Source organism: Pseudomonas sp. CFBP 8758 (genome assembly GCF_014841725.1).
Lineage (GTDB): Bacteria > Pseudomonadota > Gammaproteobacteria > Pseudomonadales > Pseudomonadaceae > Aquipseudomonas > Aquipseudomonas baltica.
Window position 1 is genome coordinate 21,923 of sequence record NZ_JACYUK010000012.1, and the last position, 17,420, is coordinate 39,342.

The 17,420-nt window shown below is 62.1% G+C and carries 15 protein-coding genes; 3 read left to right on the plus strand and 12 right to left on the minus strand.

Translation table 11 applies throughout. The features are described from left to right. Window positions 1-37: 37 nt before the first annotated feature. The 12 genes from IFT75_RS20485 to dibA form a co-directional block, all read right to left on the minus strand. On the minus strand, window positions 38-3,097 hold the full coding sequence (locus IFT75_RS20485; RefSeq protein ID WP_192056521.1) for an efflux RND transporter permease subunit: 3,060 nt from the start codon (window positions 3,095-3,097) through the stop codon (window positions 38-40). Continuing rightward, window positions 3,094-4,164 carry an efflux RND transporter periplasmic adaptor subunit gene (locus IFT75_RS20490; protein WP_192056522.1) on the minus strand — a complete coding sequence of 357 codons (1,071 nt, stop codon included), beginning with the start codon at window positions 4,162-4,164 and terminating at the stop codon, window positions 3,094-3,096. Before IFT75_RS20490 ends, IFT75_RS20485 begins: the two co-directional genes overlap by 4 nt. After that, complete coding sequence (locus IFT75_RS20495) at window positions 4,161-5,240, minus strand: efflux RND transporter periplasmic adaptor subunit (protein WP_122480628.1); 1,080 nt, start codon at window positions 5,238-5,240, stop codon at window positions 4,161-4,163. The genes IFT75_RS20490 and IFT75_RS20495 overlap by 4 nt, the downstream gene beginning before the upstream one ends. A gap of 156 nt (window positions 5,241-5,396) precedes the next feature. Continuing rightward, window positions 5,397-6,179 (minus strand): MetQ/NlpA family ABC transporter substrate-binding protein, encoded by a 783-nt coding sequence (locus IFT75_RS20500; RefSeq protein WP_122480629.1) that lies wholly within the window; start codon window positions 6,177-6,179, stop codon window positions 5,397-5,399. Between the two features lie 100 nt (window positions 6,180-6,279). Beyond that, window positions 6,280-7,227 (minus strand): sigma 54-interacting transcriptional regulator, encoded by a 948-nt coding sequence (locus tag IFT75_RS20505; protein ID WP_122480630.1) that lies wholly within the window; start codon window positions 7,225-7,227, stop codon window positions 6,280-6,282. Window positions 7,228-7,280: 53 nt separating this feature from the next. Then, window positions 7,281-7,862: an alpha/beta hydrolase gene (locus tag IFT75_RS20510; protein ID WP_192056523.1), complete on the minus strand. Its 582-nt coding sequence runs from the start codon at window positions 7,860-7,862 to the stop codon at window positions 7,281-7,283. 302 nt (window positions 7,863-8,164) lie between these two features. Next, window positions 8,165-9,154, minus strand: a complete 990-nt coding sequence (locus IFT75_RS20515; protein ID WP_122480632.1) for a sulfate/molybdate ABC transporter ATP-binding protein — start codon at window positions 9,152-9,154, stop codon at window positions 8,165-8,167. A 3-nt stretch (window positions 9,155-9,157) separates the two neighbouring features. Then, on the minus strand, window positions 9,158-10,024 hold the full coding sequence (cysW, locus tag IFT75_RS20520; protein ID WP_122480633.1) for a sulfate ABC transporter permease subunit CysW: 867 nt from the start codon (window positions 10,022-10,024) through the stop codon (window positions 9,158-9,160). 14 nt (window positions 10,025-10,038) lie between these two features. After that, on the minus strand, window positions 10,039-10,857 hold the full coding sequence (gene cysT / locus IFT75_RS20525; protein ID WP_056844570.1) for a sulfate ABC transporter permease subunit CysT: 819 nt from the start codon (window positions 10,855-10,857) through the stop codon (window positions 10,039-10,041). A 128-nt stretch (window positions 10,858-10,985) separates the two neighbouring features. Continuing rightward, window positions 10,986-11,996, minus strand: coding sequence for a sulfate ABC transporter substrate-binding protein (locus tag IFT75_RS20530; protein ID WP_192056525.1), 1,011 nt, complete (start codon window positions 11,994-11,996; stop codon window positions 10,986-10,988). Window positions 11,997-12,054: 58 nt separating this feature from the next. Next, window positions 12,055-12,237 (minus strand): sulfur starvation response protein OscA, encoded by a 183-nt coding sequence (oscA, locus tag IFT75_RS20535; RefSeq protein ID WP_043191814.1) that lies wholly within the window; start codon window positions 12,235-12,237, stop codon window positions 12,055-12,057. 117 nt (window positions 12,238-12,354) lie between these two features. After that, window positions 12,355-14,220 carry a phosphodiesterase DibA gene (gene dibA / locus IFT75_RS20540; protein WP_192056526.1) on the minus strand — a complete coding sequence of 622 codons (1,866 nt, stop codon included), beginning with the start codon at window positions 14,218-14,220 and terminating at the stop codon, window positions 12,355-12,357. A 146-nt stretch (window positions 14,221-14,366) separates the two neighbouring features. Between dibA and desA the strand changes: the two genes are divergently transcribed. The 3 genes from desA (at window position 14,367) to IFT75_RS20555 (ending at window position 17,377) form a co-directional block, all read left to right on the plus strand. Next, entirely contained in the window at window positions 14,367-15,551 is a 1,185-nt protein-coding gene (gene desA, locus IFT75_RS20545) for a delta-9 fatty acid desaturase DesA (protein ID WP_122480636.1), read from the plus strand. Window positions 15,552-15,712: 161 nt separating this feature from the next. After that, window positions 15,713-16,702, plus strand: coding sequence for a GGDEF domain-containing protein (locus tag IFT75_RS20550; RefSeq protein WP_240998864.1), 990 nt, complete (start codon window positions 15,713-15,715; stop codon window positions 16,700-16,702). Window positions 16,703-16,981: 279 nt separating this feature from the next. Next, window positions 16,982-17,377, plus strand: a complete 396-nt coding sequence (locus IFT75_RS20555) for a hypothetical protein (protein WP_192056528.1) — start codon at window positions 16,982-16,984, stop codon at window positions 17,375-17,377. The last annotated feature ends 43 nt before the right edge of the window (window positions 17,378-17,420 follow it).

The window sequence follows — 17,420 nt, forward strand, 5'->3', positions numbered from 1 at the left end:
CAGACGGAGCACCCTACTTTCTTTTGCCCAACCTGAATCAAGCCTCCTTCCCCTCGCGCTCGTCTTCCTTGATCCGGTACCAGGCCACATACAGCGCCGGCAGGAACAACAGGGTGAGCAAGGTCGCCACCACGATCCCGCCGATCATCGCGTACGCCATCGGGCCCCAGAACACCTCGCGGGCAATCGGGATCATGCCCAGACTGGCGGCTGCCGCCGTGAGCAGGATCGGCCGGCGGCGATGCTCGGTTGCTTCCAGCACGGCATCCCACGGCTTGTAGCCATCGCGCTCGTAGGCGTCGATCTGGGTCACCAGAATCACCGAGTTGCGGATGATGATGCCGATCAGCGCCAGTATCCCGAGAATCGCCACGAAGCCCATGGGCGTTCCGGTCGGCACCAGCGCCAACACCACACCGATGATGCCCAGCGGCGCCACACTGGCCACCAGGAACATCTTCTGCACACTGTGCAGCTGGATCATCAGGAAGGTCGCCATGAGGAACAGCATCAACGGCACCACCTTGGCGATGGGTCCCTGCGCCTTGCCGCTTTCCTCGACCGTACCACCGGTGGCCACCTTGTAACCCACCGGCAGGCCTTCGGCGAATTTCTCGATCTCGGGCTTCAGCTGGGCCACCAGATCGGTCGGCTGGATATCGTCGCTGACCGCCGCCTTCAAGGTGATGGTCGGCAAGCGATCACGCCGCCACACCAGCGGCTGCTCCAGCTCGTAGCGCACGGTGGCGAAGGCCAGCAGCGGAATCGAGGTGCCGCTGGGCGTGACGATCTGCAGGTTCTGCAAGGTTTCCGGCGAACCGCGCTCGGCGTCGTTGGCACGGCCGACCACGTTGACCAGATAGATATCGTCATTGACCTGGGTCACCGCCGAGCCGCTGACGATGGTGTTCATCAGCTTGGCCACGTCTTCGGACGACAAGCCCAACTGCCGCGCCTTGTCCTGGGCGATGTCGATGCGCAGCACTTTGCCCGGCTCGTTCCAGTCGTAGATCATCTCGCCGACGTGCGCGTTCTGGTCCAGCAAGGTTGCCAACTCGATGGCGTGCTTGCGCACCTGGTCGATGTCCTTGCCGCTGACCCGATACTGGATCGGCCGGCCCACCGGCGGCCCCATTTCCAACGCCTGGACGTAGGTGCCGATGCCGACGAAGTCTTCGCGCAGGCGCTTCTTCAAACGCTCGGTCAGCGCGCCACGCTGCTCAAGGCCTTTGCTGACGATCACCAACTGGGCGTAGTAAGGGTTCTCCAACTGCTGGTCCAGCGGCAGATAGAAACGGATCGCGCCCTGACCGATGTAAGTGCTCCAGCGCGCGATGTCCGGATCATCCTTGAGCGTAGCCTCGAGGCGGTCGACTGCCTTGCGCGTTTCGTTGATCGAAGCGTTTTGCGGCAGGTTCAGGTCCACCAGGATTTCCGGGCGGTCGGACGAAGGAAAGAACTGGTTCTGCACGAAACGCATGCAGAACAGCGCCGCAGCGAACAGCAGCAACGTGCCGATGATCGTCAGCCAACGATGACGCATGCAGCCCAGCAGCCCACTGTGGAACCAGCGCGCGACACGCCCCGGCTGCTCCGGCTTGGGTTTGACGTTCTTGCTCAGGATGTGCACGCCGATGACCGGTGCGAACAGCACCGCCACCACCCAGGACACCAGCATGGCCACCGCGATAACGGCAAACAGGGTGAAGGTGTACTCACCGGCCGAGCTGGCGTTCAAGCCGATCGGTACGAAGCCGGCCACTGTGACCAAAGTGCCCGTGAGCATCGGGAATGCGGTAGAGGTGTAAGCGAAGGTAGCCGCCTCCTCCTTGCTGTCGCCCGCTTCCAGGCGAGTGACCATCATTTCCACGGTGATCATTGCATCGTCCACCAGCAGGCCCAGGGCGATGATCAACGCCCCCAGGGAAATACGCTGCATGGTGATGCCGCTGTACTCCATGAACACGAAGACCATGGCCAGCACCAGCGGAATCGAGCAGGCCACCACCAGGCCAGCGCGCACGCCCAGGCTGATGAAGCTGACGATCAGCACGATGACCACAGCCTCGAACAACGCGCTGGTGAACCCGCCGACGGCCTTCTCGACCACCTCGGCCTGGTCCGAAACCTTGTGCACGCCCACGCCCACCGGCAACTGCGCGGTCAACGCGTTCATGCGCGCATGCAGCGCGGTACCGAATTCCTGAATGTTGCCGCCGTCTTTCATGGCGATGGCCAGGCCGATGGCGGGCTGGCCGTTGTAGCGGAACATCGGCGCGGCCGGGTCTTTGTAGCCACGTTCGATGTCGGCGATATCGGTCAGCCGGTAGAAGCGGTCGTTGAGCCTGAGGTTGACCGTTTCCAGGTCTTTTTCCGACTTGAACTGGCCCGAGGTGCGCACCGAGATGCGTTCCGGCCCAGCCTCGATCACGCCCGCCGGCGTCACCGCATTCTGTGCCTGCAGCGCGCCGACCACCTGTTGCTGGTCCAGGCCCAGCGCGGCCAGTTTGCGCGTGGAAAAATTCAGGTAGATCACTTCGTCCTGCTGGCCCACCAACTGAACCTTGCCCAGGTTGTCGACCTGACGGATCTCGGCGCGCACCTGCTCCACGTAGTCGCGCAGCTGCCGCATGCTCAGGCCGTCGGCAGTGAAGGCGTAGATCGAACCGAACACGTCACCGAATTCATCGTTGAACGAAGGCCCCTGCAGGCCCTGGGGGAAGGTGCCGCGAATATCGTCGACCTTCTTGCGCACCTGATACCAGATCTCTGGAATCGCCTTGGCATTGGTGGTGTCGCGCAGGTACACGAACACCGTCGACTCGCCAGGCCGCGTGTAGCTTTTCACGTAGTCCAGGGAGTCCAGCTCTTCGAGCTTCTTTTCGATGCGGTCGGTGACCTGCTTGAGCGTTTCATCCTGGGTCGCGCCCGGCCAGCGGCTCTGGATGACCATGGTCTTGATGGCGAACGCCGGGTCTTCTTCACGGCCCAGGTTGAAATAGGAAAACACGCCCATCAGCAGGCCGACGAACATCAGGTACCAGACGAAGGACTGGTGCTTGAGCGCCCAGTCGGACAGGTTGAAACTTCCCTTCATTGCCGGCTCGCCTCGTCCAGTTTGATTTTCTGCCCGGGTTTCAGGCTGTTGACGCCAGCGCTGACCACGCGCTCACCCGCCTGCACACCGCTGCCCAGCACTACAACGCCACGGTCGCGGCTGAGCACGGTGACCGGGCGCGGGTTGACGGTCTTGTTCTGGACGTCCACCAGCCACACCTGGGTCTTGCCATCGACTTCCTGCACTGCGGTCTCCGGCAATTCCAGGCGCTGCGCGATGCTTGAACTCAAGGTCACGCTGATCGCCGTGCCCAGGCGCAGGCCGGCGGGGCTTTCGCGCAGGGTCAGGCGTGCGCGCCGGGTGCGCGTGGCACTGTCGGGCCGCGGCTCCAGCTCACGCAGGGTGCCAGTGGTGGCAACGCTCGGGTCGAGCTGGGACTGCACACGAAACTCCACGCCCTCGGGCAGGGTTTCGGCCAGCCCGTCGGGCAGGTCGATGACCGCCTCCTTGATATCGGGACGGGCCAATACCACCACCTCTTCACCGGCGCTCACCACTTGCCCGACTTCCACTTTCCATTGATTGACCACGGCGGCGTGGTCGGCGCGCAGCTCGCTATAGCCCAGTTGATCCCTGGCTTGGCTGACGGCGGCCTTGGCCTGGTCGAGCGAGGCCTGGGCGGTCTTCAGGTCGGTCTGGGCGATGTCCAGGCCAGCCTGCGCACCGACGCCACGGTCGAACAACTCCTGCTGGCGGCGAGCATTGGCCTGGGCATTGATGAACTGCGCCTGCACGCGGGCCAGATCACCCTGGCTCGAGCGCAACTGGTTCTGCTGGTCGGTCGGATCGAGGGTGGCCAGCAGCTGGTTCTTCTCCACCTGGCTGCCGACATCCACCGCACGCCGGGCGATACGCCCCGATACGCGAAAGCCCAACGTGCTTTCGTAGCGCGCCTGGATATTGCCCGCGAAGCGACCCAGGCTCTGCTGGTCCAGGCCCTTGACCTCGACCGACAGCACCGGGCGGATCGGCTCGGGAGCTTGCTCTTCCTTCGAACAGCCTGCCAGCAACAGCACGGCCGCAGACAACGCGATCACCGCCTTCATGGCTGGCGCTCCTCGGCAATTTCCACCTGCATGTCCGGGTGCAGCAACTGCCCGCCGGCGACGACCACGCGGTCGCCGTTCTTCAAGCCATCGGCGATCACCACCTTGCCGGTCAGGTAACGGCCCACGTCGACCTTGCGCAGATTGACCTTGTCGCCTTCCCCCACCACCCACACGGCAGGCTCGGCGATGTCCTTGGTCAACGCCGACCAGGGCAGCTCGACGCTGGTCTTGCCCGGACCGTTGAGCGATGCGTTGACCACCGAGCCGAGGTCCATGCCCTTGGGCAGGCCTTGCAGGGCGATCTTCACGCGCACAGTACCGGTCTGCGCGGACACCGCTGGGGTGACTTCGCGCACCGTGCCGGTGGTCTTGATCGCCGGCTCGTCGAGCAGGCTGACGGTGATCGGCTGCTGGCCGGCCGGTTGGGCAAACAGCGACTCGTACACGTCGAATACCGCATCGCGGTCGCCATCGCGGGCCAGGCCGAAGATCGGCGCAGTGGCCTGTACCACCTGGCCAACCTCGGCCTGGCGGGCAGTGATCACGCCTGGGGCGTCGGCCACCAGGTCGGTGTAGCTCAGTTGTTCACGGGCATTGGCCAACTGGGCGCTCGCCGCCGCCAACGAACTCTGCGCACCGCGCAGCGCCGCCTGGGCCGAGTCGTATTCACTCTGGCTGGTGTAGCCCTTGGGCAGCAGCTTCTGCTGGCGCACGAAGGCCGCCGATGTCTGTTTCACACGTGCCTGTTCGGCGGCCACTGCAGCCTTGGCCGAATCGACGTTGGTCTGCAGGTCCTTGGGGTCCAGGCGCGCCAGCACCTGCCGTGCGCTGACATGATCGCCCACGTCCACCAACCGCTGGATGATCTTGCCACCGACGCGGAACGACAACTGGGTCTGGATGCGCGCCTGCACATCGCCGGTGAGATTGACCGCAGCGGCGAACTCGCCGCTCTGTACATTCTCCACGCGCACGCGCGGATGCGTCGGCTCGATGGGCTTGTCTTCACCACACCCCGCCAGCGCAACCAACAAAAGGGAAACCCCTACAACCTTCCAACGAGGACCAGCCATGCAGGCTCCTTTGCGTGCGCTGTGATGCCAGGTGTGTATGCGACTGTGGCCGTGATGCGAGGTTCATTTGCCGGGAATGGCCCTGCCCGGACAAAGCAAAACGCCGACACTGTACAAGCTGTCGGCGCTCAGGTGAACCGTTGTCACACTCGGGAATCAGAACGCCGGCAATACCGCGCCGCTGTACTTCTTCTCGATGAAGGCTTTGACTTCGGGGCTGGTCAGCGCCTTGGCCAGTTTCTGCATGGCCGGGCTGTCCTTGTTGTCCGGACGGGCCACCAGGAAATTCACGTAAGGCGAATCCGATCCTTCGATCACCAAGGCATCCTTGGCCGGGTTCAGGCCGGCTTCAAGTGCGTAGTTGGTGTTGATCATGTCCAGGTCGACCTGGTCCAGCACGCGCGGCAGCATGGCCGATTCCAGCTCCTTGAACTTGAGGTTCTTGGGGTTGCTGGCGATGTCCTTGGGGGTGGCCAGGGCGTTGCTCGGGTCCTTCAGGGTGATCAGGCCGGCTTTCTGCAGCAGGATCAACGCACGGCCGCTGTTGCTACCCTCGTTGGGGATGGCGACGGTCGCGCCGTCCTTGAGCTCGCTCAGCGACTTGACCTTCTTCGAGTAACCGCCGAAGGGCTCGACGTGCACGCCGATCACGGTGACCAGGTTGGTGCCCTTGCCCTTGTTGAAGCTTTCCAGGTACGGCAGGGTCTGGAAGTAGTTGGCGTCCAGACGCTTTTCGTTCACCTGTACGTTGGGTTGCACGTAGTCGGTGAACACCTTGATGTCCAGCTCGACGCCTTCCTTGGCCAGGGTCGGCTTGATCAGCTCGAGGATCTCGGCGTGGGGAACCGGCGTGGCGGCGATCACGAGTTTTTCTGCCGCGTTGGCCAGGCCGAAAGACAGGGAGGCCGCCAGAGCGGTGAACAGCAAAGCCTTTTTCATGCTAAGTCCTTGAAATTGGGTGGCGGCGGCAGCAATCGGCCAGCCTTGCGCGGACAATACCGGGAATTAATATTCCTACAAATACCTTTTAGTTTGCTGCTTATGCCTTTTTACGCAAGCGCTCGACGCTGCGGTTCAGCAGTGCTGCCAAAGCAACCGGCTCGGCGTGCTCGGCGGCCTGCGTCAACAGCTGCTCGATATGCACGAGCAGGTCCGTGTTCGCGGCCGCTGGCAGATTGAGATGCTCGGGCAGGATCTCGTCGCCGCGACTGACCAGCAAGGCAAAATGGATGACGTTTTCCAGCTCGCGGGTATTGCCGGGCCAATCGTGGCGCTCCAGCGCTCGCTGCGCATCGGCGCTGATCAGCGGCACCGCCAGGTTCAGACGGTGGCTGTAGATGCCCAGGAAATACTCGGCCAGGGCGAGGATATCGCCGGTCCGCTCGCGCAACGGCGGCAAGGTCAGGCGGCCTTCGCCCAGATAGGCGTGCAACCGTTCGTTGAATTTCCCCGCGGCCACGGCCTGGCCCAGATCGATGCTCGACGCCGCCACCAGGCGCACGTCCACGGGATTGGGCTGGGCCGCGCCGACGCGGGTCACTTCACGGGTTTCCAACGCCGCGAGCAGCTTGGTCTGGATCGCCAGCGGCAGGTCGGCGATCTCGTCCAGGTACAGCGTGCCGCCGTTGGCCGAGCCGAACCATCCGGCCCGGCTGCTGGCCGTGCCGCTGTGGGCGCCTGCGCTGTAGCCGAACAGCTCGGCATCGGCGTAGGTCGGGCTGATCGCGCCGCAATTGACCGAGACGAAAAGGCCGCCACGATCACTGCCGCGATGAATGTGGCGGGCAAGCAGTTCCTTGCCGGTGCCGCTTTCACCCTGAATCAGCACCGGCAGTGCCTTGGGCGCGAGCCGCTCGAGCTCCTCGCGCAAGCGTCGCGAGCGCGGATCGACGAACACCAGCGCCTTGGCGCGGATGCTCAGCGGGCTCTTGTCGGCGTCGGGAAAGGTCAGCAGCGGCTGGCCGAAGGTGTCGTTGTATGCGGTCATGGGCAAGGCTCCCACCGGCCTGGCTGCAGGCGGCGTACTCGGTTGTCGGGCATTCAGGCGCGCAGCTGGATGTGCTGGTCCATGCGACTCTGCAGGCGATAGAGGTAGGCAAACCCCTGTTCCCAGCGTCGATGCCCGGACTTGACGTTGATATGCCCGGCACCGGCCAGAATGCCGGCTTCGGCGCCCCAGTCGCGGGCCAGTTGCAAGGCTCGCGGAGCACTGGCCGCAGGGTCGTTGTCCGAGCCCACCACTTGGCTGGGGAATGGCAGCAGATGTTTGGGGATAGGTGCGAAGTTGCGCAGGGCCGGCGAGCAGGCCGGGCGCTCTACGTCTGCGGGCGCCACCAATAGGGCTCCGCGAACCTTGCGCAACGAGACCAGCGAGGCGGCGACCGACCAGTGGGCGACGGTCACGCATCCCAGGCTGTGAGCAATGAGAATCACCGGATCGGCGCTGGCATTCACCGCGCGGTCCAGCGCCGCGACCCAGTCTTCACGCCGTGGCGTGAGCCAGTCGTCCTGCTCGACCCGCGCGCTGTTGGGCAGGGTTTGTTGCCAATGGCTTTGCCAATGGTCGTCGGACGAGCCCTGCCAGCCTGGCACGATCAGATAGCGGATCGACTCATTGCGCATGGGATGCGCCTCCTGCAAACGTTGCGTTGGAGGCCAGTATAGGGAAAGGAGTTATATCCGTTAAGGAATAAGAAGCTATTTATTAATAACCAAAATAAAGGTCAGTCAGCCCCGTAGCAGCGCCGCAAGCCGCGTCGGCGGCACGCGCGGTCTGCCTGCTGCCACCGCATAACCCCGGACGCGGCTTGCGCCGCTGCTACAAGGTGCGCGTGATTTTCTGTAGCAGCGGCGCAAGCCGCGTCGGCGGCACGTACAGTCTGCCTGCTGCACCGCATCGACCCCGGACGCGGCTTGCGCCGCTGCTACAGACCTGACGCCTTCTGCCAGACCTTGGGCTTGAAGAACAACGTCTCGCCCCGCGCCAGGCCACTCAGGCTGTCATGGTCCTTGACCACTTCGGCCTCGATCAGCTCGCTCTGCCCCTCGACCTTGAGCGTCACCCGCGTGGTCGCGCCCAACGGACGAATGTCACGCACCTCGGCGGCGTGATGGTCGTCCAGCTCGTGGCGCGACAGCGACACTTCGTGCGGACGAAACAGCACATGCTCCTCACCACCCAACTGCAAGCGGTTGGAGTCGCCCAGAAAGTGATAGACGAAGTCGCTGGCCGGGTTCTCGTACACCTCGCCTGGCGAACCGATCTGCTCGATGACACCCTTGTTCATCACCACGATGCGATCCGCCACTTCCATGGCTTCTTCCTGGTCGTGGGTCACGAAGACCGAAGTCAGGTTGATGTCCTCGTGCAAGCGCGCCAGCCAGCGACGCAGCTCCTTGCGCACCTTGGCGTCGAGCGCGCCGAAAGGTTCGTCGAGCAGCAACACCTTGGGCTCGACCGCCAGGGCACGGGCCAGGGCAATACGCTGGCGCTGGCCACCGGACAACTGCTCGGGGTAGCGATCGTGCAACCAGTCCAGCTGCACCATGTTCAACAGCTCATGCACCTTCTGCGCAATCACCGTTTCGGTGGGCCGCTCGCGCTTGGGTTTCATGCGCAAGCCAAAGGCGACGTTGTCGAACACTGTCATGTGTCGGAACAGCGCGTAGTGCTGGAACACGAAACCGACGTTGCGATCCCGCACATCGTGGCCGGAAACGTCCTCGCCGTGGAACACGATGCTGCCCTGGTCGGGCGTTTCCAGGCCGGCGATGATGCGCAGCAAGGTGGTCTTGCCGCACCCGGATGGGCCCAGCAGAGCCACCAGCTCGCCACTCTGGATGTCCAGATTGATGGAGTCCAGGGCCTGGAAGGCATTGAAGCGCTTGCTGACGTTACGAACTTCGATCGACATTAATCATTCCTCCGCGGCGCTGTTGCGCAGGCGGTCAATACGGGACTCGCTCCACTGCTTGAGCAGCAGGATGAAGAGCGCCAGGATCAGCAACAGGCTCGCAACGGCAAAGGCGGCGACATGGTTGTATTCGTTGTAGAGAATTTCCACGTGCAGCGGCAGGGTATTGGTCACGCCGCGAATGTGCCCGGACACCACCGAGACGGCACCGAACTCGCCCATGGCCCGCGCGGTACACAGCACCACGCCGTAGATCAGCCCCCACTTGATGTTCGGCACGGTGACGTACCAGAACATCTGCCAGCCATTCGCGCCCAGCAGACGCGCCGCTTCCTCTTCCTGCGTGCCTTGTTCCTGCATCAGCGGGATCAGCTCGCGGGCCACGAACGGCACGGTCACGAAGATGGTGGCCAGCACGATACCTGGCAAGGCGAACACGATCTGGATGTCGTGGTCCTGCAGCCACGGCCCGAACAGGCCCTGAGCGCCGAACATCAGCACATAAACCAGACCGGCAATCACCGGCGACACCGAGAACGGCAGGTCGATCAACGTGACCAGAATGCTCTTGCCGCGAAACGAATACTTGCTCACGCACCACGCGGCGCTGACGCCGAACACCAGGTTCAGCGGCACCGAAATGAGCACGGCGAACACCGTCAGCTTCAGCGCCGACAGCGCATCGGGCTCGAAGATCGCCGCGAAAAAGGTCCCCAGGCCCTGCTTCAAGCCCTGGGACACGACGATCAGCAACGGCAACAACAGAAACACGGCGAACACCAGCCAGCCCAGGGCGATCAACACCCGCCGCGAGGTTGCGCTGCCACGTCGGGCCGCATTGGTGGAGGCAGCAATGGAAGATGCAGACATGTGCGGAGCCTCCTTCAAGGGGTTTCGATGCGCCGCTGCAACAAGTTGATCAGCAGCAGCAGAATGAAGGAAACCACCAGCATCATCACGCCGATGGCCGTGGCGCCGGTGTAGTCGTATTGGTCCAGCTTGACCATGATCAGCAGCGGCAGGATTTCGGTCTTCATCGGCATGTTGCCGGCAATGAAAATGACCGATCCGTACTCACCCACGCCGCGGGCGAACGCCAGCGCGAAACCGGTGAGCCAGGCAGGCAACAGCGCCGGCGCGAGGATGAAGCGGAACACCTGCAACGGCTTGGCACCCAGGCAGGCTGCGGCTTCCTCGACCTCGCGCGGGATGTCGGCCAGCACCGGCTGCACCGTGCGCACCACGAACGGCAGGGTGACAAAGGTCAGGGCCAGGGTGATGCCCAAGGGGGTGTAGGCGATCTTGAAACCCAGGTCGGCGGCGAACTGCCCAACCAGGCCGTTGGGTGCATACAGCGCCGTCAGGGCAATGCCTGCCACGGCCGTGGGCAGGGCGAACGGCAGGTCGATCATCGCATCGATGATCTTGCGTCCGGGAAAGGTGTAGCGCACCAGCACCCAGGCCAGCAGGGTGCCGATCACTCCATTGATGATCGCCGCACACAACGCCGTGCCGAAACTGAGTTTCAGTGCGGCGAGTACGCGAGGTGCGGTAACGATGGTCCAGAACTGTTCCCAGGTCAGCTGCGCAGCATGCACGAACATGGCGGCCAGGGGGATCAGCACGATCAGGCTGAGGTACACGACGGTGTAGCCCAGCGTCAGCCCGAAGCCGGGTATGACGGGGGAGATACGACGCGACATAGAAGTCCTTGATGAATACGGTTTACGCAATCGGGCCTCTTCGCGGGCAGAGCCCACTTCCACAGGCTTTACGGTGACCTGTGGGAGCGGGGCTCTGCCCGCGAAGAGGCCAGTCGCCTCAACGAATCTTATTGAGCCTGATAAATCTGATCGAACACCCCACCATCATTGAAGAATTTAGGCTGTGCGGTTTTCCACCCGCCGAAATCCTTGTCGATAGTAACCAGATTCAGCGCTGGAAATTGCTTCGCATACTTGGCTGCCACATCCTTGTCGCGCGGACGATAGAAGTTCTTCGCAGCGATTTCCTGGCCAGCCGGGCTGTACAGGTGCTTGAGGTAGGCTTCGGCGATTTCCTCGTTGCCTTTCTTCTTCACGTTCTTGTCGACCACGGCCACTGGCGGCTCAGCCAAAATCGACAGCGAAGGCACGACAATGTCGAACTTGTCCGCGCCACCGTCTTCCTTCAATGCCAGGAACGCCTCGTTCTCCCAGGCCAGCAACACATCACCCTGACCATTGTTGACGAAGGTGATGGTCGAGCCACGGGCACCGGTGTCCAGGATCGGCACGTGCTTGAACAGCGTCTGTACGTACTCTTTGGCTTTGCCTTCGTCGCCACCGCCGGCTTTCAGGCCGTAGGCCCAGGCTGCCAGGAAATTCCAGCGGGCGCCGCCGGACGTCTTCGGATTCGGCGTGATCACCGAGACATCATTCTTGATCAGGTCGCCCCAGTCCTTGATGCCCTTGGGGTTGCCCTTGCGCACCAGAAACACGATGGTCGAGGTGTAGGGCGTGCTGGCGTCCGGCAGACGGGTCTGCCAGTTCTCCGGGATGGACTTGCCCAAGCGGCTGATCTCGTCGATGTCACCGGCCAGCGCCAGGGTCACCACATCGGCGGGCAGGCCGTCGATCACCGCGCGGCCCTGTTTGCCCGAACCACCGTGGGATTGCTTGATCGACACGGTGTCGCCCGCGTGTTCCTTTTTCCAGAAGTTAACGAACTCGGCGTTGTATTCCTGGTACAGCTCGCGGGTCGGATCGTAGGACACGTTGAGCAGCTCGTAGTCCTTGGCGACGGCGGAGCCGGCAAATACGGCGCTGGCGAGGGCTGCCAAGGCATAACGGCGGATAGACATGGACGAAGCTCCTGGAATGGCGGGTATTTTTCTTATGGCTGCTACGCAGGACGCGTACTCAGCTGGGCTTGTTGCCCGGGTTCTGCAAACGGAATTTTTCCTTGCGTTCGATCTGCACGACTTGAGCGTTGTGTACGGTGATCTCCACCGCACCGAAACGCAGGTCGCGCAGCGCACTCTGAATTTCCCGCAGAATGGTGGCTTCGTCCTGTCCTTCGACGCTGCGTAGCGATGCGCTCATGATCATGCTCCTGGGTAAGGGGTGCCAAGGTGGCGTGAGCGCGATAGTAGAGCGGTCTTATTATTCTTAAAAATACTGTTTAAGAATTTTCATATAACCAGAAGTTTTTATCTGCACCTACTCGACCTGCCATTGCAGCGCAGCGGCTTGCACCGGACGACCGAACCAATAGCCCTGGCCCAGTCCGCAACCGTGCTCCAGCAGGAACTGCGCCTGATTCGCCTGCTCGATGCCCTCGGCGTGCACCTGCATGCCCATGCTGTGCGCCAGCGCGATGATCGCCGTGGTGATCGCCACATCGTCTTCGTCGCCGGGCAGGCCGGCGACGAAACCCTGGTCGATCTTGAGCTTGTGGACCGGCAGGCGCTTGAGCCTGAGCAGGGATGAATAACCGGTGCCGAAGTCGTCGATCGCCAGTTGCAAACCCAGATCGCGCAGGTGATGCAATTGCTCCAGTGCGCGGTCCGGATCATCCATCACCGCACTTTCGGTCACTTCCAGTTCCAGATGCGCAGGCGCCAGCTCTGTCTCGGCCAGGACCCTTTCGACCTGCCGGTAGAGATCATGGTGGCTGAACAGACGGCTAGAGATGTTCACCGCGACGAAATCCAGTGCCTTGCCCTCGACCTGCCACTGCCGCATCTGGCGGCACGCGGTGGCCAGCACCCAGGTGTCGATCTCGGCGATCAAGCCACTGCGCTCGGCGATCGGTATGAACTGCCCCGGCGGTACCAGGCCGCGCTCCGGGTGCTGCCAGCGCACCAGCGCCTCCACCCCGACCATGGCCTTGTCGCGCAGGGCATGCACCGGTTGGTAGTGCACCCGCAACTGCCCGTCGGCCAGGGCCTGGCGCAGTTCTGCGGTCACTTCGATCTGCTGCTGGGCGCGGGTGGTCAGCTCTTGGGTATACAGGGCATAGCTCGAACGGCCCCGTGCCTTGGCCTGGAACAGCGCCGAGTCGGCGTTGCGCAACAGCTGCTCGGCACCCTGCGCGTCGTCGGGAAACAGACTGATGCCCATGCTGGCGCTGATGAACAAGGTGTGCCCGTCGATGGCGAAGGGCGCGCGCAGGCCTTCGAGCAACCCCTGCCCCAGCGCCGTCGCCTGCCCTGTGCGCAACTCGCCTTCCATCAGCACCGCAAACTCGTCGCCGCCCAGCCGAGCCAGGGTCACCTCCTCGCCCAACCCGCACTGCAAACGCTCGACCACGGCCATCAGCAACCGATCGCCCACGCCATGACCGAAGCTGTCGTTGACGTTCTGGAAGTGGTCGAGGTCGATGAGCAACAACGCGCAGCAGCGTTGCGCAAGCCGGGCCGTACTCAAGGCGTGCTCGGTGCGGTGGCTGAACAGCAGGCGGTTGGGCAACCCGGTCAGCGGATCATGGTGTGCCAGATGGGCCAGCTCGCGCTGCGAATGCCTGATCGCGCTGATGTCGGAGAACACCGCCACATAGTGGCTCTGCTTGCCCCGATCATCGCGGATCGCGCGGATGGTCTGCCACTGCGGGTAGCTGTCGCCGCCCTTGCGCCGGTTCCAGATCTCGCCGCTCCACTGGTCGTGCTCGGCCAGCGTGCGAAACATCTGTTGATAGAAGGCCGGCGGATGCTGCCCGGATTTGAACGTGTTCGGGTTCTGCCCGAGCACTTCGTCCTCGGCATACCCGGTGATCGCCATGAAGGCCCGGTTGACCTGCAGGATGCGCCCTGCAGTGTCGGTCACCAGCACGCCGTCGGCGGTGCAGTCGAAAACCGCTGCCGACAAACGTCGGCTTTCGCGGTTGGCCTGCCGCGCGCGCAGCCAGCCAAAGGCGAACGCACTGCCCAGCAACCACACACCGCAACCGGCCAGATGAACCCCCCATCCGGCCGACGACGCTCCGAAAAGGCCGTTTGCCACACGACCGCACAACAGAAACCACACCACACAGACAATCAGGTAAATCACAACGCCGCGCGCTGTAACCCGAGATAAAACAGACATAGGGTCAATCGGCCACACAAAATGTGTACCAATTATAGAATAGAAACATTCAGCGACTCTTATCTAAAAGAGCGACTGGCTTTATCTGATAGCTAGTCGATAATGCGCTGCACGCATTACCCACCCAACCGAGGGCCTTCCCGCCTATGTGGTACAACGGTTTTCTCGATCTGTCCGCCTGGCAAGTGGTGGCAGTCACGTTGTTGCTGACCCATGTGACCATCATCAGCGTCACTGTCTACCTGCACCGCTATTCCGCCCACCGCTCGCTGGAACTCAACGCCGGGCTCAAGCACTTCTTCCGTTTCTGGCTCTGGCTCACCACTGCCCAGAACACCCGCGAGTGGACCGCCATCCACCGCAAGCACCACGCCAAATGCGAAACCGTCGACGATCCGCACAGCCCCGTGATCAAGGGCCTGGGCACCGTGATGCGTACCGGCGCCGAGCTCTATCGCAAAGAGGCGGAAAACCCCGACACCTTGCGCATCTATGGCAAGAACTGCCCCGAAGACTGGATCGAGCGCAACCTGTACTCGCGCTTCCGCCACACTGGCGTGGTCCTGATGCTGGTCATCGACCTGCTGCTGTTCGGCGCCCTCGGCCTGACCGTGTGGGCCGTGCAGATGATGTGGATTCCCTTCTGGGCAGCCGGTGTCATCAATGGCCTCGGCCACGCCGTGGGCTACCGCAACTTCGAATGCCGCGACGCGGCCACCAACCTGGTGCCGTGGGGCATCATCGTCGGCGGCGAAGAACTGCACAACAACCACCACACCTACCCCAATTCGGCCAAGCTGTCGGTCAAGAAATGGGAGTTCGACATGGGGTGGGCCTGGATCAAGCTGTTTACCTGGCTGCGCCTGGCCAAGGTCCAGCGCGTGGCACCGATTGCCCACCGCGTGGAAGGCAAGGGCCAGCTCGACATGGACACCGCCATGGCGATCCTCAACAATCGCTTCCAGATCATGGCGCAGTACCGCAAGCTGGTGATCGCGCCGCTGGTGCAACAGGAGCTGAGCAGGGTCGACGAATCGGTACGTCACCAGTTCCGCCGGGCCAAGCGCCTGCTGTCGCGTGAAACCAGCCTGCTGGACGAAGGGCATCACCTGCACATCCAGACGATGCTCGAACACAGCCACGCATTGCGCGTCATCTATGAAAAGCGCCTGGCCCTGCAACAGATCTGGGCGCGCACCAGCTCCAACGGTCATGATATGCTCGCCGCCATCAAGGATTGGATCCAAGAGGCCGAAGCCAGTGGCATTCACTCGCTGCGCGACTTCGCGACCCAGCTCAAGACGTACTCGCTGAGGCCTGCTGCAGCCTGAGCCGTTTATCGGTGCGCCTTGGCCCCAGGGCGCGCCGTTCGGAACTTCGTTACAATTTTCCGCTCTCAGACTCATAGCGCTACCGCCTGGGATCATGCCTTGGCCGCGCCTTTTCGCGCATCCGTTCGCAGTAATCCCAACGCCTCTGAGATGCCGTGATGATGGTCAATAAAAAATTACCTTCTACACCCGTCAAACCTCTACCCGAAGCCGCTGAAACCCTATTGGCCTTGATGCATGCCCAGGGTGAGGTCGCGCGGCTCAAGGAGCGCGAGCAGCTGTTCAGCTCGCTGTTGGTCAGCGTCAACGCGGTACTCTGGGCGTTCGATTGGGAAACCCAGCAGATGATCTACGTCAGCCCCGCCTACGAACGGATTTTCGGCCGCTCGGTGGGTTTGCTGCTGGCCGACTACAACGAATGGCGCGACAGCATCTATCCGGATGACCTGGACTACGCCGATCGCAGCCTGGCTGAAGTCCTCGACAAAGGCGCTGTCGAAGACCGCGAATACCGCATCATCAGCGCCGACGGCCAGATCCGCTGGCTCAGCGACAAATGCTTCGTCAGCCATCAGGTGGATGCAGGCCAGCGCGTGATCGTGGTGGGTATCGCCGAGGACATTACCGAAAAGAAGCACCTTGAAGGCGAGCTTCAGCGCCTCGCCACCACCGACGTCCTGACCCAGAGCAGCAACCGTCGACACTTCTTCGAATGCGCCCACCGCGAGTTCGAGCAGTCCCGCCTCAACGACACGCCCATGGCCTTCCTGCTGCTGGACATCGACGATTTCAAGATGATCAACGATACCTATGGCCACCAGGAAGGTGACCACGTGCTGCAACGCATCGCCGAAACCGGCCGTGCGGTACTGCGCCGTGGCGACTTGTTCGGGCGTATTGGCGGTGAAGAATTCGCCGCCGTGTTCCCGGGCTGCGCGCCGGACATGGCCATGCAGATCGCCGAGCGCCTGCAGCGCGAAATCCAGCGCCTGAGCTTCCACCACAATGGCAAGAACTACGGCGTGACGGTAAGCCAGGGCCTGACCAGTATTCAGCCGCAAGACGAAATGCTCGACTCCCTCTTCTCGCGCTCCGACGCCGCCATGTACCAGGCCAAGCGCCAGGGCAAGAACCAGATCGTGCCGGCCTAGTCAGCGAACCATTGGTGTCCCCGGCCACTCGTTCAATTGCGACACGCCTATTATATGCAACCGTGCTGAATTGATCGCGTCTGGCCCATTAGGGAATTCAACCATGTTGTATCAATTTGCAGAATTATCTACCTAGATCAAAGCCCATTGGGTGAAGGTTGTGCTAGCCAACTTCATTGTTCTCTATCAAAAAGACATATTCGTTTCCTTGAGCCATACGTTAGGTCATGGTTTACTTTTCCATGAAGCTACGGAGAATAACTAATCAAGGAGTTACACATGAAACAATTATTTATGATTGCCACGCTTGTCCCGCTATCGGTTGCTGCTAATTATGACAGCAAAGATCACCTAAGCTTTCCGCCTGCTTACTCCACGTTAACTAAAGTTGATTGGGAGGACTGGGAGTCTGTGACGAAAGAATTCAGAGACAACGCCCTCTGGAATCAAAACACCACTGAAATCCAGTCATGCGAAAGCCTCTATAGTTTGCCGGTGACCACATCCCGCGAAGGCAATGTCAGCTTTGGCGCAATCTGCACCATCGCAGGCTCTGGCCAAAAAGTATTCATATGCACCGACCGCATGCTCGGCCGCTTCGAGGTATTTCCAGAATTTCAGCGTGACCTGCCGTGGATCGCACAGAAGATTTTCGACAATTGCTGGGGTGGGTGATCCCCACCTCTCTCGATCACCCCCAAGGCCAGTGATCAGATAG